Raw genomic sequence first — 18,886 nt, 5'->3', positions numbered from 1 at the left:
TGCTGGGCCAATGGCTCAGTTTTTGCGGGCACTCTTGAGCCACCCGCCGTAGTGATGGTCTGATGGTCGGGTCGATGGCGCTGCGGATTCCCGCGGCGCCTTTTTCATGCCGGGTTCATCGCGGGGTTTTCCATCGCTCCGCGCCGGGATCCGGGCGGGTTTCGCATCAGGATGTCGAGACAAGACGTCGAAAGGGGCGCAAAGCAGTGCTGAAGAGGGCGTTCGTGGCACCCGATCCGGGCCGGGCCAGGCTGCGGACCGCCACCCGCGCCGTGCTGGGCGTGGGCCTCGCGGTCACCGTCGTGGCACTGTCCGGGCTGCCGCTGACGGCCTCCATCACCGGTGGGCTCGCCGCGCTGCTCGCGCTGTTCACGGTCGCCGACCCGACCGTCCGCCGCCAGGCGGTCACCACCGCGCTGCTGCCCGCCGTCGGCCTGCCCGTCCTCGCGCTGGCGTCGGCCCTGCACGGGCTGCCGCTCGCCCGGGACGCGGCTTTCCTCGCCGTCGTCTTCTGCGGCGTCTACGCCCGCCGCTGGGGCCCCCGGGGCAACGCCCTCGGGATCTTCGGCTTCATGATGTTCTTCGCGACGCAGTTCCTGCACGCCGTCCCCGCCCAGCTGCCGCACCTCTACGCGGCGGTGCTCCTGGGCCTGGCGGCGGCCGGCGGCGTCCGCTTCGCGGTCTGGCCCATCGAGCGGCGCACCCCGCCGCCCGCCGCTCCCGCACCCCTCGGCGCCCGGGGCCTCGCGCGCGCCACCACCCGGCAGGCCTTCCAGACCGCCTTCGCCTGCGGCCTGGCCCTCGCCGTCGGCCAGCTGGTTTCCCAGGAGCGCTGGTACTGGGCCGTCGGCACGGCCTGGTGGATCTTCGTCAACACCGCCTCGCGCGGGGAGACCCTCGTCCGCGGCTTCCGCCGTGTCGTCGGCACCGTCGCGGGCATCGCCGCCGGCCTCCTCGTGGCCGTACCCCTCCACGGCGCGCCCGCGCCCACCGCGGCCCTGGTCGCCCTCTGCGTCTTCGGGATCTTCTACACCGCCGCCCCCTCCTACAGCTGGATGATGTTCTTCGTCACCGTCATGGCCGGCCTGCTGTACGGGCTCCTCGGCGTGCTCCACCCCGGCCTGCTGGCGCTGCGCTTCGAGCAGACCCTCGTGGGCGCGGCGGGCGCGGCCGTCGCCGTCGCCGTCGTCCTGCCCGTCACCACCCACGCCGCCACCGACGCCTGGATCCGGCGGGCCCTGCTGGCCGTGCGGCACTGCACCGCCGAGTCCACGCGCCGGCTGGCCGGCGACGAGTCGGCCGACCCCGCGCCGCACGTCGCCGAGCTGGAGCTCCTCCTGACCAAGGTGCGGGTCTCCCTCGCCCCGCTGCTCCACCCGCTGAGCCCGCTGCGGGCGCGCCGCGAGCGCGCCCGGGCGGTCCTCGCCCACCTCGACGACTGCGCCCGCCAGGCCCGTGGCCTGGCGGAGGTCGCCGCCGACCCCGCCGCCTCCCACGACGCCCGGCTGACCGCCGCCTGCGACCGCGTCGAATCCGCGCTGCTGGCCCTGGCCGCGCCCGGCGAGACGCCCGGAGCCGCGACGGGACCCGGCGCCGCCCCGCACCACCACCCCGGCGCCGAGACCGCCCTCGCCCACCTGCGCGACCTGGAGGCGTCCCTCGCCTCGCTGGCCACGCCGCTGCGCGAGGGGCCGCGCGGGGTCTTCGCCTCTGCGGCGTGAGTGGTCGCGGGTGGCTCCGGCCGTCCGCTGGCCGACCGACCGGTACCCCGGCGAGGCGGCGGCGCGTGGGCCGGGGGAGCGACCGGTCGCGGCGTTGTCAGTGCCGCCGTGTAGCGTCGGAGCCACTGACAGTGATCCGACGCTCGGCGGGCCGCATCAACCCGCCAGGCCGCGAGGGGGAGGACGTCATGGCGAACGGCAGTGAGGGACAGCGGCGCCGGTGGGCGTACATCGGCTCGTTCACCGAGGCGGGCGGCCCCGGCCTCACCGTGGCCGAGGCCGACGCCGTGACGGGCGCGCTCACGCCCGTCCACGCCACCGACGCGGTCGTGAACCCGTCGTACCTGGCGCTCTCGCCCGGTGGCGACGTCCTGTACGCGGTCAGCGAGACCGACGAGGGGGCCGTCGCGGCGTTCTCCCTCGCGGATCCCGCCCGGCCCGCGCTCCTGGGTCCGCCCGTGCCCGTCCGGGGTGACGGGCCCACCCACCTCGCCACCGCCGGCCCGTGGCTGCTCACCGCCAACTACGGCTCCGGCAGCGTCAGCGCCCTTCCGGTCCGGATGGGCGGGGCCCCGGGCGCTCCCTCGGCGGTGTTCCCGCACCAGGGAGGCGGCCCCGTGCCGGACCGTCAGGCCGGGCCGCACGCGCACGCCGTCGTGCCCGACCCCACCGGGCGCTGGCTCCTCGCGACCGACCTGGGCACGGACTCGGTGTGGATCTACGGGACCGACCCCGTCACCGGCGCGCCCGGCCCGCACGGGGAGGCCCGGCTGCGCCCCGGCAGCGGCCCCCGCCATCTGGTCTTCCACCCGCGCGGCGACCGCGCCTACGTCCTCAACGAGCTGGAGCCCACCGTCACCGTCTGCCGCTGGGACGGGGCGACGGGGACGCTCGAGCCCTTGAGCGAGACGCGCGTCGTACCGGCCGGGGCGGAGGGGCCGACGTACCCGTCCGCCCCTGTGATCTCCGCCGACGGCCGCTTCCTGTGGGCGGCCAACCGGGGCCACGACAGCGTCGCCACGCTCTCCCTCGACCCCTCCGGCGACGAGCTCGTGCTGCTCGGCACCGTCGGCTGCGGCGGGCACTGGCCCCGTGACCTGACGTCCGGCGCGGACGGACGGGTGCTGTACGCGGCGAATGAGCGCTCCGGGGACGTCACCTGGTTCGCCGTCGACCCGGACACGGGCATACCGGAGCGGACGGGCTCTGCCGCGATCGCGGCGGCGTCCTGCGTGGTCTTCACCTGAGCCGTGCGGCGCCATGCGCTGCCGCGGAGCGGCCTTCGCTCGCGCGAGCCCGTCCCCGGCGGGGCGCCGGCCCTGCGACCGGAGACGGCCGATTCCCGTTCGCCCCGGCGGGGCCTGGGCTTCGCCGGAGGCGGCCGCAAACGCCGGGAGGGGCCTCCGGCGGTGGAGACCCCTCCCGTGGCGGTGCGGACGGCCGGGTTACCGGGCGGCCGGGGTGCCCTGGGCCGTGGGCAGCGTGATGCCCAGCGCGGCCGCGTACGTGGCGAGGACGAGCTTGCCGAGCGACGGGTACTCGCCCAGCGGCTCGGCGGCGGCGCAGCCGGCCTCCTTGGCGGCCATGGCCGTGAGGGTCTCGTCGACCTCGGGGCCGATGAGGCAGGGGGCCAGCGCCAGGTTCCGGGAGCCGGAGCCGCGCAGCTGGTCGGCGGCGCGGGCGACGGCGCCGTCCTCGTCCAGCGCGGCGGCCAGCACCGGCACCGCGAGGCGGGCGGAGAGCAGCATGCCGGTGATGCCGGCGGACTGCACGGCCTCCTCGCCGCCGACCGTCGCGAGGACGATACCGTCGGCGGCCGTTGCGACTGTGAACAGTCGGGCGCGGTCGGCGCGGGCCAGCCCGGCCTCCGAGAGGCGGACGTGGAGGGCCTCCGCGAGCAGCGGGTGCGGGCCGAGCGCGTCGGTGAGCTCGCTGGCGGAGCCGCTGCTCATCACGGCCTGGCGTATGCGGCGGACGACGGCGCTGTCCGGGCCCGCCAGCAGCGGCACGACGACGGCGTCGGGCGCCTGCGCCCAGACGGCGGCGCCCTCCGGGCCCTCGGCGGCCTCGGCCTCGGCCATGCGGGCGGCGCGCTGGGCGGAGGCGTGGCCGAGGACGGCGTCCAGGGCGGGGAAGCCGTCACCGGCGTCGCCGCCCTCGGTGGCGTCCACGTAGCCGATGCGCGCGTCGAGGCCCGGAAGCTCCGAGCGGGCGATGCTCAGCAGCTCCTCGGCGAGGCGGCGTGTGGTGATGTCGGGCGTCCCGGGCACGGCGAGCACCAGCGGGGGAGCACCCGCCGGAGCGGCCGCGGGCTCCGGCCGCCGGTGCCGTCCGGGCTGGCGGGGACGCGGCATTCGTACTGGCAGGCCCGGCGTGGGCCCTGTGGGGGAGCTCATGGCGCCGCATGTTAGCCGTTCATAGGACTCGTCCGTTTAGGTGGGGGTAAATGATCAAGGTCTGTCCGGTTTTATTCATCCCCTCAAGCGTTGGGTGCGGATGTGATCAGCAAACGACGCGCAGGAGCGCGCCGTCCACCGGCAGTGCGAGGCTGTCCTCCGTCAGCGCCGTGGCCACGCGCAATGCCCCCGCGAGGGGATCGCCCTGAGCGGTCGTCACCCGGGCCTGAGGTAGTTGCATTTGCAACTCCTCCTGGACGGGGGAGAGCAGGGGCTCGCCCATGCGGAACAGCCCGCCCGTCAGCGCCACCTCGGGAGCCGCCACCTCGGGAGTCGCGGCCGGGCCCGCGTCCGGGCTCGTGGCCGGTGGGCAGGCCGCCGCGGCGGACGCGGCGATGTGGCGCGCGGCTTCCCGCAGGATGCCCGCCGCGACCGGGTCGTCCGGCGCGCAGCGCCCCACCTCCGGGGCGAAGGAGGCCAGCACGGCGGGCCGGTCCGGCCGGGGGTAGAGCTTTCCGGGCAGCCCGCACGCCGGGCCGAGGACCGCCTCCAGGCGGGCGAGCAGCGCCGGTGATCCCCCGGCGCGCCCGTCGAACGCCCGCATCGCCGCCTCCAGCCCGGCCCGTCCGATCCAGGCGCCGCCACCGCAGTCGCCCAGCAGATGGCCCCAGCCGTCGGCGCGCCGCCAGCGGCCCTCCGGGCCGAGGGCGGTGCCGAGCGCGATCACGCCCGTACCGGCGGCGACGACCACGCCCGGGCGCTGCCCCAGGGCGCCCGCGTAGGCGGTCACGGCGTCGCTGGCCAGCGCGAGCCGCCGGGCGCCGAGCTCGGCGCGCAGTACTCCGGGCAGCACGGCGTGGAGGTCGTTCCCCAGGGTCGCCATGCCTGCGGCGCCCACGCACACGGCGTCGCAGCCCGGCGAACCGGCCTCGTGGAGCAGCCGCCGGGCGGCGGGCAGCACCCGGTCGAGCAGCTCCGGGGCGTCGATGCCGCGCCCGCCCGTGCCGACCGGCACGGGCGAGGACCAGGTCAGCGGGGAGCCGCCGGCGGCCGGGGCGAGCGCCACCCGCAGGCCCGAGCCGCCCGAGTCGACCCCCAGGACCGCGCCCGCTCTGCCCCTGTCCGCCGTGCCGGTACGAAGCGACATGGCGCGCACCCTATCGCCCGGGCCGTGGCCCGTGTCAGGCCAGTCGCCAGTCGACCGGCGCCATGCCCTGCTGGGCCAGCAGGTCGTTGGTCCGGCTGAACGGGCGCGAGCCGAAGAAGCCGCGGTCCGCCGACATGGGGGAGGGGTGCGCCGACTCCACGCACGGCACCCCGCCCAGCAGCGGCCGCAGATTGCGGGCGTCGCGCCCCCAGAGCACCGCCACCATCGGCTTGCCCCGGGACACCAGCGCGCGGATCGCCTGCTCGGTGACCTCTTCCCACCCCTTGCCCCGGTGGGCGGCGGGCTTGCGCGGGGCGGTGGTCAGCGCCCTGTTGAGCAGCAGCACCCCCTGCCGGGTCCACGGGGTGAGGTCGCCGTTGGACGGCCGGGGCAGCCCGAGGTCCGTGTGCAGCTCCCGGAATATGTTCTCCAGGCTGCCCGGGAGCGGGCGCACCTCCGGGGCGACGGAGAAGCTGAGGCCGACGGCGTGGCCGGGCGTGGGGTAGGGGTCCTGACCCACGATCAGTACTCTGACGTCGTCGAACGGCTGCTGGAAGGCGCGCAGCACGTTGGCGCCGGACGGCAGGTAGGTCCGGCCCGCCGCGATCTCGGCGCGCAGGAAGTCACCCATGGCGGCGATCCGCCCGGCCACCGGCTCGAGCGCCTTGGCCCAGCCCGGTTCGACGATCTCGTTCAAGGGTCTCGCAGCCACGGCTGCCGTGCCTCCCTGTCCTCACGTATGGACGGTGTCGCTCTGAGGCAAAGATCGTACGCGAGGCGAGGGCGGCGCCCGTCGGGATGCCCGGACGGCAGCGCGGACCGGCCGGTGCGACGCTCCCGCGCGTCCTGCGGATTCACCCGTCGCGGTGCCCGGGACCCATCATCGGCTTGTCATTCTTTATGACGTACTCCCGGACGGGCCTTGACGGCGACAGGCCCACCTCGTGTCGGACCTCGTGTTGGACAGGCGCCCGGACCGCGGGGAATGTAAGCAGGAAGCATGCGCCTTCAGCACCGTCTGCCGGACCCGGGTGAGTCGTGGCGCCCCAGCCGTGCGCTGATCGCGGTGCCGCTGGGGCTGATCGGGCTGATCGTGACGGTGGACCTGCTGACCGCGCCCAACATCCACCTCGGCCCCCTGCTGGTCGTGGCCCCGACGATCACCGCGGTGTTCGCCGGTCCCCGGCTCACCGCCCTCATCGGCGCCCTCGCCGTGGTCGCCCAGATCGTCATCGGCCTCTTCCACGGCGGGCTGTGGACGTCCAACCACCAGGCGCAGATCATCGCGCTCGTGGTGATCACCCTGTTCGTCGTGGCCTTCCGCTCGGTGCACGAGGGCCACCAAAGGGAGCTCAGCCAGGCCCGCTGGGTGGCCGACGTCGCCCAGAAGGTCCTGCTCAGGCCACTGCCGGCGCGACTGGGGCCGCTGCGCATCGCGTCGGTGTACGTCGCGGCGGAGGCCGGGGCGCGGATCGGCGGCGACCTGTACGCGGCCGTCCGCACCCCCCGGGGCGCCCGCGTGATGATCGGCGACGTACGGGGCAAGGGGCTGATGGCGGTCGGCGACGCGGCCCTGCTGCTCGGCGCCTACCGCGCCGCCGCCCATCGCGATCCACCGCTGCCCCGGCTCGTGGCGCACCTCCAGAACGCCGTCTGCTCGGAGACCGAAGGGCCCGAGGGGTACGAGGGGCCGGAGGGGGCTGAGGAGTCCGAGTGGACCGACGAGGAGTCCGGGCAGCCCACCGGCGACACCTCGGCCGGGGAACGGTTCGTCACGGCCGCGGTCCTCGACATCCCCGACGACGAGCAGGTGCTCCGACTCATCAATTGCGGCCACCCGCCGCCGATCCTGCTGCGCGACGGGGAGCCGACGGAACTGGCGGTGCGGGATCCCGCCCTCCCCCTCGGGGTGAGCGGCAGCGTCACCGAGGACGACTACGAGGCCGAGACCTTCCCCTACCGGGACGGCGACCTCCTGCTGCTCTACACGGACGGGGTCGTCGAGACCCGCGACGCCGACGGCGTCTTCTACCCCCTCGCCGACCGGCTCCGGGCCTGGCGGGAGACCGACCCCGAGCGGCTCGCCCAGCGCCTCCACAGCGATCTGGTCGTCCACGCGGGCGGCTCCCTGAGCGACGACGTCGCCCTCGTCGCCATCGCCCGCCACCCGGTCCGGACGACCGGCCGGAACGTCAGTTCACCGCCGTCCCCTCCACCGAGCGCGCGGCGCCGAGCAGGCCCTCCCAGTCCGGGATCTTGACCGTGCCCCGGCCCAGCCGGCGCCCCAGCGTGGCCTCGGCCGCCTCGATGCCCAGCCAGCCCGGCCACTCCACCGGGTCCCCGCCGGCCGCGCGCAGAGCGGTGAGCGGGTCCTCGGCGGGGCGGCGGGCCAGGAGGGTCCGGGCGTCGGCGAGCAGCGAGCCCACGGTCTCCTTGGCGCAGGGGCGGTTGGTGCCGATGACGCCGGTCGGCCCGCGCTTGATCCAGCCCGCGACGTACTCGCCGGGCGAGGGCGCGCCGTCCCGCAGCACGCGCCCCTGGTCGTGGGGGACGGTGCCGCGCTCGGGGTCGAACGGCAGCCCGGGGATGGGGACTCCGCGGTAGCCCACCGAGCGCAGGACCAGCCGCGCCTCGATCTCCTCGAACCGCCCGGTGCCCACGACGCCGCCGTTCCCGTCCGGCGCCGTCCGCTCGAAGCGCACCGCCCGTACGGCCTCGTCGCCCAGCAGGGCGACGGGCCGCAGGAAGAACCGCAGCCGGATCCGCCGGAGCCCGTCGGTGTCCGGCCGCCCGGCCCACTCCCGCAGCACCTCCACGTTGCGGCGGGCGGCCGCGGACAGCGCGGAGGGGTCGGCCCACGCCGGGTCCAGCGCGGCCTCGTCGGCCCGTACGTGCGCCCAGGCGCCCGGCAGGGTGCCCAGTTCGCGCAGCTCCTTGGTGGTGAACCGGGCCTGGGCCGGTCCCCGCCGGCCCACCATGTGGATCTCCCGCACCCGGCTGGCGGCGAGCGTGGCCAGGGCCGCGTCCGGGACGTCGGTGGGCCGCAGGTCGTCCGCGCGGCGCGCCAGCACCCGCGCCACGTCGACGGCCACGTTGCCGACGCCGATGACGACGGCGGAGCGCGCCTCGAGGGCGAACCCTTCGGGCGCGGCGTCGGGGTGGGCGCTGTACCAGGAGACGAACTCGGTCGCCGAGAAGCTGCCCGGCAGGTCCTCGCCCGGGATGCCCAGCCGCCGGTCGGTGGCCGCGCCCACGCAGTAGACCACCGCGTGGTAGAGGTCCAGCAGCCGACGCGGCGTCACCTCTCCCGGGCCGTCGCCCACCGCGACGTTGCCGAGGAACGTCACCCCGGGCAGCTCCAGGGCGGTGCGGAGGTTGTTCTGAAGGGATTTGATCTTCTCGTGGTCCGGGGCGACGCCGTAGCGCACCAGCCCGTACGGGCAGGGCAGCCGGTCGAGCACGTCGACCCTGACTCCTGGCACCGTGCGCTGTTCCACGAGGGACTGGGCCGTGTAGACACCGCTCGGTCCCGATCCGACGACTGCGACGCGAAGCACAGGGGCTCCTTCCCGCGGGTGCGTCCAGGATCCCATCGACGGCCGGGTCACGGCAGGGGCAGAAGGGCCACACGGGTGCGGTCTCCCGAAGGCGGGCTCGCCGGTTCCCGGGTCGGGCGCCCGTCAGATCTCCGGTCCAAGGCCGTCGGTTCCCCGGTCGGGGGCCGTCAAGCCCCCGGGGCCGGTGGCGGTTCGCCGGGCGGGAAGCCGAGCTCCCAGGCGAGCGCGTACCGCTGGAACAGCTCCGCGCGCAGCCGCTCCGCGGGCATCGGCGCCCCCGGCAGCAGGATGGCCACGACCGCGCCCATCAGCAGGGCGCGCAGCAGGCGGTAGTCGGTCTCCGGGTCGGCGGAGCCGTAGTGGGCCATGGTGTCGCGCAACAGGGCGGCGAGGCGCTGCTGCTCGGGGCACTGGATGAAGCCCTCGGCGGTGAGGATGCCCGCCATATGGGTGCGCATCAGCCGGGGCCGGTCCCGGGCGAGCCCGAGGATCGCGTCGATGGCGCGGGCCAGCAGGGCGTGTCCCTCGCGCGTGCGCGGCTCGTGCTCCAGGCAGGCGGCGAGTTCCAGGTGCATCAGCCGGTGCACGGCGGACTGGAGCAGCTGCCGCTTGCCCGGGAAGTAGTAGGAGACCAGCCCGCGCGCGGTGCCCGCCCGGTCCGCGATGTCGGCGAGGGTCGTCGCCTCGTAGCCCCGCTCGTCGACGAGTTCGACGGTCGCCAGCAGCAGGCGTTCGATGGAGCGGCGTCGCAACTCCTCGTTGACCGCTGGGCTGCGCGGAGACATTGCTTTAACTCCTGCGTTGACTGGCTCCGAGCCAATATACTCAGGGGGCGGCCGGTTGTCCCTCCCGGCGGACGGGCTCCGGCGTGTCCGCTGATGTCGGGTCATGCGGGGGATGATCCGACATCAGCGGTTTCGTACCGTCGGTGCCGGTCAGGAGGAGTTCCCCGGCGTGCGGGGCGAGGACGCCCGCGCCGACGAGCGCGAAGAGCGGCAGCTCCAGCGCGCCGCTCGGGAGCGAGCCGACGATCACCAGCCAGCCCGTCACCGCGTCGTGATCACGGCCAGCCGGTGCGCGCGATGTTCCGGCCGGTGGAACGGTCGCAGAACGTCATGCTTGATCGAATGCGCGGCCGACGTGCGGGAGTTCGCGTCGACTGTTCACTCGCCGGACGGCTGGGCGTCCATGGGTGCCGGCGCGCCCGGGCACCCGTCCGGACGTTCGATCCGGCGCCCGCGCCGCCGCCAGGCCACGATGACGGCCGCCAGCCCCGTGACGGCCAGGAAGCCCGCCGCGCCGAGGAAGACGGGGGATGTGGGGGACGCCGCGCGGCTGCCCGCTATGACGTAGGCGGCGGTGTTGGGCGCGCTCCCCAGGGCCGTGGCCAGCAGAAAGGGCGACCAGCCCATCCGGGAGACCGCGGCGCAGTAGTTCACGCCGGCGAAGGGCAGCCCCGGGAAGAGCCGCAGCGCCATCATCGAACGGAATCCGTGGAGGCTCAGCTGCCGGTCGGCGGCCGTCAGCCACCGCCCCCGTACCAGGGGCCGCAGGGCGTCCTGCCCCAGCAGCCGGCCCAGCCCGAAGGAGAGCGCCGAGCCCAGCACCGTCCCCACCACGGCGGCCGTCGTGCCGAGCGGGGCCCCGAAGAGGGCGCCCGCCGCCAGGCTCAGCACCGGGCGCGGGACGAACGCCGCCGTGCACAGCCCGTACGCGCCGGCGAAGAGCACCAGCGCCGCCGCCCCGCCCGACAGCCGGTCCGGCCAGCCGCCCGTGAGCAGCCGCTCCGGATGGAGGAGCAGCACGGCCGCGACGGCCCCGCCGACCAGCGTGACGAGCAGCCCCAGCCGGACCCGCGGGGACAGCAGCGCGCGGGCGCGGCGCTCGGCGGGGCCGGGGGGCGGCGCGGCGGTATCGAGCATCGAAGGAGCGTAACCGACGAGGCCGTAAGGACGGTGTGATCTGCGTGAGACGGCACAGAAGCAGAAACGAACGGTCATTTTCCGTTCGCCCGGCCGGTCCGTCGGCCTGCGGTGCGGAGCGGGCGAAAAGCATTCGACGGGCCCCGGGCGGTGCGCGAGCATCGCGCTCGGGGGCCGGTGCGGTCGGGCCCGGCTGACGGGCGACGGTGCCGTGGCGGCGCCCCGTCCCCGACTCCGGAACCGGGTGAACGAGTGAACCGGGTCCGGAGAGCGTCCGAAGATCCCGGAGAGAAGGAGCCATGACCCAGCAGGCCTATGCCCGCACCAAGCCGCATCTCAACATCGGCACCATGGGCCACCTCGACCACGGCAAGACCACACTCACCCGTGCCATCAGCGCACGTCTCGGCCGCACCGCCGCGCGCCGCGTCCCGCCCGGCCCCACGGTCGCCACCACGTACGTCGCGTACGAGACGGACACCCGCCACTACGCTCACGCCGACCTGCCCGGGAACCCCCGGTTCGTCGGGAACATGCTGTCGGGCGCGGCCGGGCTCGACGGCGCGATCCTCGTCGTCTCGGCGCTGGAGGGCGTCCGGCCGCAGACCGCCGAGCATCTGCTCCTCGCCCGCCGCGCCGGCGTGGAGCACTTCGTCGTCGCCCTCACCAAGACCGAGGCCGCCCGGCCGGAGCGCGCCGACGCCGTCGAGGCGGACGTCCGGCGGCTGCTCACCGCCTGGGGCGGCGACGGCGCCCACACCCCCGTCGTCCGGGTCTCCGCGCTGGGCGCGCTGCGGGGCGAACCGCGCTGGACCGCCTCCATCGAGGCCCTCCTGGACGCCGTCGACGCCTGCCTCCCCACCCCGGTCCGCTACACGGACGCGCCCTTCCTGCTGCCGGTCGAGCGCGTCCTGATCGTGCCCCGGCGCGGAACCGTCGTCACCGGCACCGTCGAGCGCGGCACCGTGCGCCCGCGTGACCTCGTCGAACTGCCCGAGGGGTACGGCCTCACCCACGTCCTGGGTGTGGAGACCTTCGGCCGCGGCATGGAGGTCGCCCAGGCGGGGGACAGCGTGGCGCTGCTGCTGCGCGGGTTGCAGGGGCACGAAGTACGGCGCGGGGACGTGGTCGCCGCGCCGGGCAGCGCCACCGTGCACCGGCGCTTCACCGCGCGGGCGCGGTTGCTGACGCCGGCCGAGGGCGGACGGCGCACCCCGGTCCGCACCGGCTTCCGGGCCCGCTTCCATCTGCGGACCGCCGAGGTCACCGGCGAGATCGGCCTCGGGCCGCGCGGCAGCGTCGGCCCGGGCGGGAGCGCGGCCCTGACGGTCGGCCTGGACCGTCCCCTCCCGGTCCGGGCCGGGCTGCCCTTCGCGATCCGCGAGGGCGGCCGCACCATCGGCACCGGCACGGTGACGGCCGTCGCGGCGTGAGCGCGGGGCAGGCGGTGAGCGCGTGGCGGGGCGGCGACCCCGGTACCAGGGGGCACGCCGCCCCGCCACGAGGGGGAACAATGGGGGAGTGGACGAACCGATACCCGTGACCCGCGAGGTCGACCAGGGCACCGCCAAGCTCATGCCCGACGTGGACCGGGCGCGGGCCTGGCTGCTGACCATGGACGGCGCACCCCAGTCGTACGTCGACCTCGACGACCCGACCCACCTCGAATTCGAGTACGCGCGCCGGATCGCCCACGTCCTCGACACCGTCGCCGAACCGGGTCGGCCGCTGACGCTGCTCCACCTCGGCGGCGGAGCTCTCACCCTGCCCCGCTACGCCGCCGCGACCCGCCCCGGCTCGGCCCAGCGGGTCGTCGAGGCGGACCGCGGCCTGATCGAGCTGGTCGCCGAACACCTGCCGCTGCCTGACGGCTCGGGGATCGAGGTGTGCGCCGGGGACGCCCGGGCCGTGCTGGAGGAGGCCCCCGCCGGTTCCGCCGACATGATCATCGGTGATGTCTTCGGCGGCTCCCGGGTGCCCGCGCACCTCACGTCCCTGGAGTACGCGCGGAGCGTCGCGCGGGTGCTGCGGCCGGACGGCCACTACGTGGCGAACCTCGCGGACGGCGCGCCCTTCGGCTTCCTGCGCGCCCAGGTGGCCACGTTCGCGGCCGTCTTCGAGCACGTGTGCGTGATCGCGGAGGCCCCGATGCTGCGCGGCCGCCGGTTCGGCAACGCCGTGCTGGTCGCCGCGCACCGGGAGCCGCCGCTCGCCGACCTCGCCCGCCGGTCCGCCGCCGACGCGTTCCCCGCGCGGGTCGAGTACGGGGCGGCCCTGGAGCGGTTCGCCCGGGGCGCGGTACCGGTCCGGGACGCGGACGCGGTGGCCTCGCCGGAGCCGCCGGGCGGGGCGTTCACGGTCGGCTGAGCGGCTTCGGCGAGGCCACCGTCCGTCAGGAGGAGGCGAGCGGCCTGAGGGTGCTCATGACCTTCTTGACGGTGTCGTCGGCGACCTCGCGCTTGTCGCCCTTGACCCCGGAGAAGACCCAGACGGCGAAGTCGCCGTTGGTGTCCTTGAAGGCCACGGTGAAGGCCTTGCCGTCGCTGGAGCACTTGTTGGCCTGGGGCACGTTGGTCACCGTGGTGGTCGCGGTGGCGCCGGTGATGCCGTGGTCGCTCTTGAAGGCCGTGCCCTTGCCGATGTCGTACTTGCCCTGCTTCTTCTGGTCGAACATCGCCCACGCCCAGGCGGCCGCCTCGTTCTGGGCGGCCTCCTCCAGGCTCTTGGCGCCCTGGGCGCCCTTGGTGCCGGCGACGCCGGACGAGTAGGTGTCGTCGGTGCCCCGGTCGTTCTTGACCGAGCACTGTTCCCGCTGGAAGTAGGCGGGCGAGGACATGGCCTCGGCCAGCTTCATGCCCGACGTGTCGGCCTCGTCGTCGATCCGCACGGCCGCCCCGTCCTGCGGCACGTCCCAGTCGGCGGGGACGTCGAAGGCGAGGTGCCGCTTGGAGTTGACGACGACCTTCCAGCCGTCGACGACGGGCTTGACGCCGCTGCCGCCCGCCCGCGGGTTGTCCAGCGGCGCCTGGGAGCTCGCGGCGGGCGACGGGCCCTGGGCGGACGCGGAGGGCTTGGCGTCCTTCGCGGCGGGCGCCGGGTCGTCCTTGCCGCCGTCGTCCTTGAGGACCAGGAAGCCGGTGACGCCCGCGGCGACGACCACCGCCGCCGCGACGGAGATCGCGATCACCGTGGTGCGCTTGTCCCGGCCGCCGCCCCCGCCCTGCGGCTGGGGCGCGCCGGGCGCCCCCGGCGGGGACCACTGGGGCGCGCCGGGCGGTACGGGCGGCGCCCCGGCGGGCTGTGCGTAGGGGTTGGGCTGCTGGTAGCCCGGCTGCTGCTGATACGGGTTGCCCTGGGGCTGACCCGGACCCGGCTGTGCGTACGGGTTCGCGTTCGGGCTCCCGTTCGGGTTCACGTTCGCGTTCGGGTCCTGAGGGTTCTGTCCGCCCCCGGGCTGCTGCTGTCCTGGCCACATGGCCGACAACCATAGAGGCCGTGGGTAACGGTTGTGGTCGTCGCCCCTTCCCGATCGTGCTACCGATTGGTAACTTACCGGCATGTCACAGACCACGCCCTCGATCGGCGACGCCCTCGCGGCCACCGTGCCCATGGTCCGCACCCTCAACCTCGTCTTCGACGAGATCACCGCCGAGCGCGCGGTCCTCCGGCTGCCCGACCAGCCCGACTACCACAACCACGTCGGCGGCCCGCACGCCGGCGCGATGTTCACCCTCGCCGAGTCCGCCAGCGGCGCCATCGTCCTCGCCGCCTTCGGCGACCAGCTCTCCCGCGCCGTGCCGCTGGCCGTCAAGGCCGAGATCGGCTACAAGAAGCTCGCCATGGGCCCCGTCACCGCGACCGCCGAACTCGGCCGCCCGGCCGCCGACGTCATCGCCGAACTCGACGCCGGACAGCGCCCGGAGTTCCCGGTGCGCGTCTCGATCACCCGCGAGGACGGCGCGGAGACGGGCGAGATGACGATCTGGTGGACGCTGCGCCCCAACAAGTGATCCCTGACCTGGCCGGGGGAGCGGCTGAAGCGCCGCTCCCGTAGGGCACGTCGAGGCGGTCGACGGGTGCGCAATGCCCTGCCCCTCCCGGCCGGGTCACAGCAGTGCCGACAGCATCGGGTGGGCGGTGGCGAGGAGGACCAGACCCGTCGCGGCCGCCGCGAACGGCACGATGCGCAGCGGGCTGACCAGCAGGAAGCCGGCGTGCAGCAGGACGGCCAGGGCGAGGGTGGCGGGCGCGGGGAGCAGGCCGAGCACGGCGAGTCCGAGGAGGACTTCGCCGAGGGCCGTGCAGACGGCGATGACACGGCAGACGGTGCGCGGTGCGGGCCGGAGCAGCAGTGTGCCCAGTGCGGCCTGCCGCGGCCAGGGCAGGAAGTCGCGGTTGCCGGCGGCGGCCTGGGTGGCGTTGTAGGTCAGGTTGTCGATGAGGACGCCGCCGTTCATGAAGTGCCGCGAGCGTACTTTGCGCAGGCCGGCGACCAGGTACAGCTGTGCGGCGAAGAATGAGGCGAGCGCCCCGCCCGCCGCCGTCCACGCCGGGCCGCCCACCGCACGGCCCAGGCCCGCCACGATGAGGCAGCCCGCGAGGATCGCCAGACACACCCCGGCGTACCGGACGCCGCCGTACCGCCGGTTGACGAACACCAGGGCCAGGACGGCCGCGGCGCATCCACCGAGGGCCGCGGCCGTACCGCGCCCGGGGGCGAGCCGTGCGCCGACGCACACAGCCGCTAGAGCCCCTCCCACCGCGAGCATGACACGAGCGAGACGGTGGTAGGCGGCGTACGCGGAGGAGGACGTCCAGCCGTGGCCGAGGCGGTAGACCCGGCCGCCGGGATAGTTCCGGGCGACGGCACGGGCGTCGGCCGTGACGACGTCGGCGTGCCACACCACGGCGACGGCGAGCAGCAGTCCCGCGCCGAGCACCGCCGTGCTCACTGCGCCCCACCCAGCGCGTCGGCAAGGACGCGCCATTCGTGCCCGGCGGGCAGCCGGGCCACACGCAGGCGGTGCCGACCGGGGTCGTAGTCCACCCGCCAGCCGCCGTCGGATCCGACGATCAGGCCGTGCAGCGGCATGTCGAAGCCCGCACCCTCCAGCAGGTTCCGCAGCTCCAGGACCGTGAGGTAGTGGCCGGTGGGGGCGATCAGCAGCCGGTGCGGCGGCAGTACGGTGGGGTCGTCGGGACCGGACCACAGATAGCCCTTGGACGAACCGGAGTACATGCCCCACGAGAACGGGCGGTTCGGTGAGATCGTCGCTCCCCACGCGACGAACGCCGCCAGCACGACCACGGCCGCGACGGTCAGCGTGGTGGAGGCCCAAGCAGGCATGGCCCGGCCCCCGTTCAGCGAGCGGGCCGGTAGACCGACACGTGATACGGGCAGCCGTCCCGGAACGGCGCCCCGCCCCAGCTCCCGTACCGCTCCCGCAGCTCCAGCCCGGCCGCCCGGGCCATCAGGTCCAGCTCGCCGACGCCCGCGTAGCGGAAGGAGACATGGAGGTGGAGGCTGCCACTGCCGTCGCCTGGTGTGATCGCGTAATGCGAGTGGTACCGCTGAGCGGCACGGTCGAACCGGCGGTAGCGCACGACCAGATCATCGCCCCGATTGGGCACCACGCGGCCGCCCGACCACTCCGCACCGACCAGGACCTCGGGAACGATCGCGTCCAGCACGAAGGCGCCGTCGGCGCCGACCAGACCGGCCGCATGACGGAAGCAGCGCGACTGGTCCTCCTGCGTGGGCAGTTCGAAGAACGTGCCACCGGCGACGAAGACCACGTCGACCGTCCGCCCGTCCGCCGGCAGCCGGGTGAAGTCGCCGACGGTCACCGGGATCCGGTCGCCGCCGGGCTTGGCCGCCAGCCGCGCCGCCATCTCCGGCGACGCGTCGACGCCCGCCACCCTGACGCCGCGCCGGGCCAGCGGCAGCGCTATCCGGCCGGTGCCCACACCCAGCTCCAGAGCGGTACCGGAGCCGGCGAGCCGGGCGAGGAAGTCGACGGTGTCGGCGGTCAGTGACTCCTTGCCGAACCAGCGGTCGTAGCGGTCGGCGAACCGCCGCGCGTACGGGGTGGCCGGGGCGGGCTCCGGCGGTTCGTGGGCCTCCGGGGATGCGGGCACGGGCTTCTCCAAGGGGCTCAAGGGAGGGGAGGGAGGGGAGGGATTGGGGAAGAGGCCGGGCGCACGGTCGGCTACGGTCAGCCGAGCGGGTGCGGAAGACGCCGGCGGGCCGTTCCCCTGGGTGACGTCGCCGGGTCCGGTTCCTTCGCGGGCAGACGCCGGGCACCCGGGGCGACCACACGCACCACCACCGGCTCGCCGAACCCGGCTCCGGGAGCGGAGGAGTCCACCTCGACGACGTCCTCACCGGTTCGCTCGGCCAGCAGACGCGGCAACTCCTCCGCCATGGTGGCCCGAGCCGCTGTCGGCCAAGGCTCCGTGACCGCTCCGCGCAGGAGAGCGGCGAGACTGTCCTGGCGGTGGAAGGCGTGCAGGGCGTGTTCCAGCGGGCCGTTCGGCGGCTGCGACGGCCCGTGCTCCCGCATCCGGTCCCATACGGCGACGGCGCTCGCGGTGCCCATGCTCCAGCGCACCATCAGCGCCTCGTGGACGGCGGAGACCGCTGCCGACGCCCGGTCCCCCGCGGTGGCGCGGGCACCGAAGCTCTGCCGTGTGCCGTCGCCCGCGTGCAGACACGCCACCACGCACGCGGTACTCCCCGGACCGGGCAGCACGACGCACCGTTCCCGCAGGCCCAGGACGGCCAGCACCCGCCGCAGATCCTCGCCGAGCGGCGCCGGTCCCGGCGGCGTCCGGCGGGGTGCGTCGTCGTACCAGGCGTGCCAGAACAGGTCGCGTTCGAGGATCTCCAACACGGCGTGTTCACGCGCCCGCGCGGCCGTGAGGTGCGCCGCGAGCCCGGTGGAGCCGGGGCGCAGCGGCGCCGGACAGCCGGCGGGCGGACGGTGCGCCAGGTAGACGGCGCACGCCGGTACGAGCACGGGGCCGCCGCCGGTCAGCGACTCCGCCGTCACCCAGGGCAGCGTCGCCTCCCGCACCTCCGCCAGTGGCCGCAACTCCGGCCAGGCCCATGGGTCCAGGGCGGGCCGGCCCTGTCGCCGCAGCGACGCGTACGACGCGACGACGGCTCCCTCCCGCGCCCGGTGCCCGGCGAGAACGCTGTGCACCCGCTCCATCAGCTCGCCCCGGGCCCGCCGCACGACATCCGCCGGGTCCGTGCCGGCGGCCGAACCGATGATGACCGGTTGTCCTCCGGCCGCGTCGTTCGCCGCGAAGGCGTTACCGCGCGCGGCTGTTCTACCGAGCACGAACCAGGGGGCGTCAGGGAACGGCCGCTGTGTCTGGACCGGCCAGTCGGGAAGCCCCGCGCTGCCCACCCTGCCCGTGGGACGCGTCGCAAAGACCGCTTCGGCCTGCTCCAGCAGCTCCCTGCCGGCATCCGTCAGCGCTTCGCTCCTGCCGCGCAACGTCGCCGCGCCTCGTCTGCCCCGGTCCAGCAGGAGGGCGTGGCGGGCCCGTGCGGCCGGCCCGTCCGGCAGCCGCCGGTACAGCAGCACGCTACGGGCCAGCACCACCACCTGCTGGAACAGACCGGCCAGAGGGCGCGCGTCGGGGCGCAGCGGAGTACTCAGCAGTTCCCCGGCGCCGGACGCCCGGAAGAAGGGAGCGGAGGCGGCGGCGGAATCGCATCGGTTGTGGGTGCCCTCGTGCACCAGCGCCTCCGCGAGCCGGACGTGGCCGGCCGGCCCGTCGGGCTCGCGTCCGGTCAGCCGTCGGCTGTTGACGAAGACGGCGCCGTGCGCGGTGAAGTCGGTGAACCCGTCGATACCCCAGCCGCCGAGGAGCACCACCTGTCGCAGTGTCACCTCCAGCTCGGCGGACATCCGGGGCCAGCTCGTGCGCAGCGTCCGCCACGCCTCCGCGATGACCTCCCGCTGTCCGGCGTCCCAGTCGAGCACGGCCGCCGTGCGCGCGGTGGGACAGCCGTCGCCCGCGTGCGTCACGTCGGCCGGTTCGGGGGCCTCCCGCAGTGCCCGCAGGACGCTGTCCTCCAAGTGCCGCTCCCCGGGCGGCGCCAAATCCACCGCCCATCCGGTGCGCTCAT

General features: G+C 75.1%; 18 protein-coding genes. 6 read left to right on the top strand and 12 right to left on the bottom strand.

The features are described 5' to 3' along the window. Window positions 1–209: 209 nt before the first annotated feature. Window positions 210–1,721 (top strand): FUSC family protein, encoded by a 1,512-nt coding sequence (locus tag ACX9I7_RS26450; protein WP_459388759.1) that lies wholly within the window; start codon window positions 210–212, stop codon window positions 1,719–1,721. 188 nt (window positions 1,722–1,909) lie between these two features. Then, on the top strand, window positions 1,910–2,968 hold the full coding sequence (locus ACX9I7_RS26445; protein WP_459388743.1) for a lactonase family protein: 1,059 nt from the start codon (window positions 1,910–1,912) through the stop codon (window positions 2,966–2,968). 198 nt (window positions 2,969–3,166) lie between these two features. Here ACX9I7_RS26445 and ACX9I7_RS26440 read toward each other — a convergent pair whose 3' ends face one another. From ACX9I7_RS26440 to ACX9I7_RS26430, 3 genes are all read right to left on the bottom strand, one after another. After that, window positions 3,167–4,117: a sirohydrochlorin chelatase gene (locus ACX9I7_RS26440; protein ID WP_387567970.1), complete on the bottom strand. Its 951-nt coding sequence runs from the start codon at window positions 4,115–4,117 to the stop codon at window positions 3,167–3,169. Between the two features lie 106 nt (window positions 4,118–4,223). Beyond that, a complete protein-coding gene (locus ACX9I7_RS26435; protein WP_459388742.1) occupies window positions 4,224–5,264 on the bottom strand; it encodes an N-acetylglucosamine kinase in 1,041 nt (346 codons plus the stop codon). A 34-nt stretch (window positions 5,265–5,298) separates the two neighbouring features. After that, window positions 5,299–5,976: a uracil-DNA glycosylase gene (locus ACX9I7_RS26430; RefSeq protein WP_189447833.1), complete on the bottom strand. Its 678-nt coding sequence runs from the start codon at window positions 5,974–5,976 to the stop codon at window positions 5,299–5,301. A 288-nt stretch (window positions 5,977–6,264) separates the two neighbouring features. Between ACX9I7_RS26430 and ACX9I7_RS26425 the strand changes: the two genes are divergently transcribed. Then, window positions 6,265–7,524: a PP2C family protein-serine/threonine phosphatase gene (locus tag ACX9I7_RS26425; RefSeq protein ID WP_459388741.1), complete on the top strand. Its 1,260-nt coding sequence runs from the start codon at window positions 6,265–6,267 to the stop codon at window positions 7,522–7,524. Here ACX9I7_RS26425 and ACX9I7_RS26420 read toward each other — a convergent pair. The 4 genes from ACX9I7_RS26420 to ACX9I7_RS26405 form a co-directional block, all read right to left on the bottom strand. Beyond that, window positions 7,457–8,821 carry an FAD-dependent oxidoreductase gene (locus tag ACX9I7_RS26420; RefSeq protein WP_459388740.1) on the bottom strand — a complete coding sequence of 455 codons (1,365 nt, stop codon included), beginning with the start codon at window positions 8,819–8,821 and terminating at the stop codon, window positions 7,457–7,459. The genes ACX9I7_RS26425 and ACX9I7_RS26420 overlap by 68 nt on opposite strands. A 167-nt stretch (window positions 8,822–8,988) precedes the next feature. Beyond that, complete coding sequence (locus tag ACX9I7_RS26415; RefSeq protein WP_189447827.1) at window positions 8,989–9,606, bottom strand: TetR/AcrR family transcriptional regulator; 618 nt, start codon at window positions 9,604–9,606, stop codon at window positions 8,989–8,991. Between the two features lie 40 nt (window positions 9,607–9,646). Further along, entirely contained in the window at window positions 9,647–9,871 is a 225-nt protein-coding gene (locus ACX9I7_RS26410; protein ID WP_459388739.1) for a hypothetical protein, read from the bottom strand. Window positions 9,872–9,984: 113 nt separating this feature from the next. Continuing rightward, entirely contained in the window at window positions 9,985–10,743 is a 759-nt protein-coding gene (locus tag ACX9I7_RS26405) for a TVP38/TMEM64 family protein (protein WP_459388738.1), read from the bottom strand. Between the two features lie 299 nt (window positions 10,744–11,042). On the opposite strand from ACX9I7_RS26405, the gene ACX9I7_RS26400 reads away from it, so the two are divergent. Then, window positions 11,043–12,176, top strand: coding sequence for a GTP-binding protein (locus ACX9I7_RS26400; RefSeq protein ID WP_459388737.1), 1,134 nt, complete (start codon window positions 11,043–11,045; stop codon window positions 12,174–12,176). Window positions 12,177–12,264: 88 nt separating this feature from the next. After that, a complete protein-coding gene (locus ACX9I7_RS26395; protein WP_386724613.1) occupies window positions 12,265–13,110 on the top strand; it encodes a spermidine synthase in 846 nt (281 codons plus the stop codon). A gap of 25 nt (window positions 13,111–13,135) precedes the next feature. Here ACX9I7_RS26395 and ACX9I7_RS26390 read toward each other — a convergent pair whose 3' ends face one another. Then, entirely contained in the window at window positions 13,136–14,158 is a 1,023-nt protein-coding gene (locus ACX9I7_RS26390) for a hypothetical protein (RefSeq protein WP_459388736.1), read from the bottom strand. A gap of 142 nt (window positions 14,159–14,300) precedes the next feature. Here ACX9I7_RS26390 and ACX9I7_RS26385 point away from each other — a divergent pair, with 142 nt between their 5' ends. After that, a complete protein-coding gene (locus ACX9I7_RS26385; RefSeq protein WP_387567990.1) occupies window positions 14,301–14,753 on the top strand; it encodes a DUF4442 domain-containing protein in 453 nt (150 codons plus the stop codon). Window positions 14,754–14,849: 96 nt separating this feature from the next. Here ACX9I7_RS26385 and ACX9I7_RS26380 read toward each other — a convergent pair whose 3' ends face one another. From ACX9I7_RS26380 to ACX9I7_RS26365, 4 genes are all read right to left on the bottom strand, one after another. Continuing rightward, the gene (locus ACX9I7_RS26380; RefSeq protein ID WP_387567993.1) at window positions 14,850–15,695 is read right to left on the bottom strand and encodes a hypothetical protein; all 846 of its coding nucleotides are present in this window, start codon (window positions 15,693–15,695) and stop codon (window positions 14,850–14,852) included. Next, the gene (locus ACX9I7_RS26375; protein ID WP_387567996.1) at window positions 15,692–16,090 is read right to left on the bottom strand and encodes a hypothetical protein; all 399 of its coding nucleotides are present in this window, start codon (window positions 16,088–16,090) and stop codon (window positions 15,692–15,694) included. The genes ACX9I7_RS26380 and ACX9I7_RS26375 overlap by 4 nt, the downstream gene beginning before the upstream one ends. Window positions 16,091–16,104: 14 nt before the next feature. After that, on the bottom strand, window positions 16,105–16,881 hold the full coding sequence (locus ACX9I7_RS26370; RefSeq protein ID WP_459388735.1) for a class I SAM-dependent DNA methyltransferase: 777 nt from the start codon (window positions 16,879–16,881) through the stop codon (window positions 16,105–16,107). Window positions 16,882–16,958: 77 nt separating this feature from the next. Beyond that, window positions 16,959–18,886, bottom strand: a 1,928-nt coding sequence (locus ACX9I7_RS26365) for a YcaO-like family protein (RefSeq protein WP_459388734.1), incomplete at its 5' end; no start/stop codon positions are given.

This window comes from Streptomyces sp. L500, from assembly GCF_054551825.1.
The sequence above is the reverse complement of the archived record's forward strand: the minus strand, read 5'-3'. Positions and strand labels throughout refer to the sequence as shown.

Coding starts and splice junctions, on each gene's coding strand:
- ACX9I7_RS26445 (WP_459388743.1), top strand. CDS start 1,910: ATGGCGAACGGCAGTGAGGGACAGCGGCGCCGGTGGGCGTACATCGGC.
- ACX9I7_RS26440 (WP_387567970.1), bottom strand. CDS start 4,117: ATGAGCTCCCCCACAGGGCCCACGCCGGGCCTGCCAGTACGAATGCCG.
- ACX9I7_RS26435 (WP_459388742.1), bottom strand. CDS start 5,264: ATGTCGCTTCGTACCGGCACGGCGGACAGGGGCAGAGCGGGCGCGGTC.
- ACX9I7_RS26425 (WP_459388741.1), top strand. CDS start 6,265: ATGCGCCTTCAGCACCGTCTGCCGGACCCGGGTGAGTCGTGGCGCCCC.
- ACX9I7_RS26415 (WP_189447827.1), bottom strand. CDS start 9,606: ATGTCTCCGCGCAGCCCAGCGGTCAACGAGGAGTTGCGACGCCGCTCC.
- ACX9I7_RS26405 (WP_459388738.1), bottom strand. CDS start 10,743: ATGCTCGATACCGCCGCGCCGCCCCCCGGCCCCGCCGAGCGCCGCGCC.
- ACX9I7_RS26400 (WP_459388737.1), top strand. CDS start 11,043: ATGACCCAGCAGGCCTATGCCCGCACCAAGCCGCATCTCAACATCGGC.
- ACX9I7_RS26385 (WP_387567990.1), top strand. CDS start 14,301: ATGTCACAGACCACGCCCTCGATCGGCGACGCCCTCGCGGCCACCGTG.
- ACX9I7_RS26375 (WP_387567996.1), bottom strand. CDS start 16,090: ATGCCTGCTTGGGCCTCCACCACGCTGACCGTCGCGGCCGTGGTCGTG.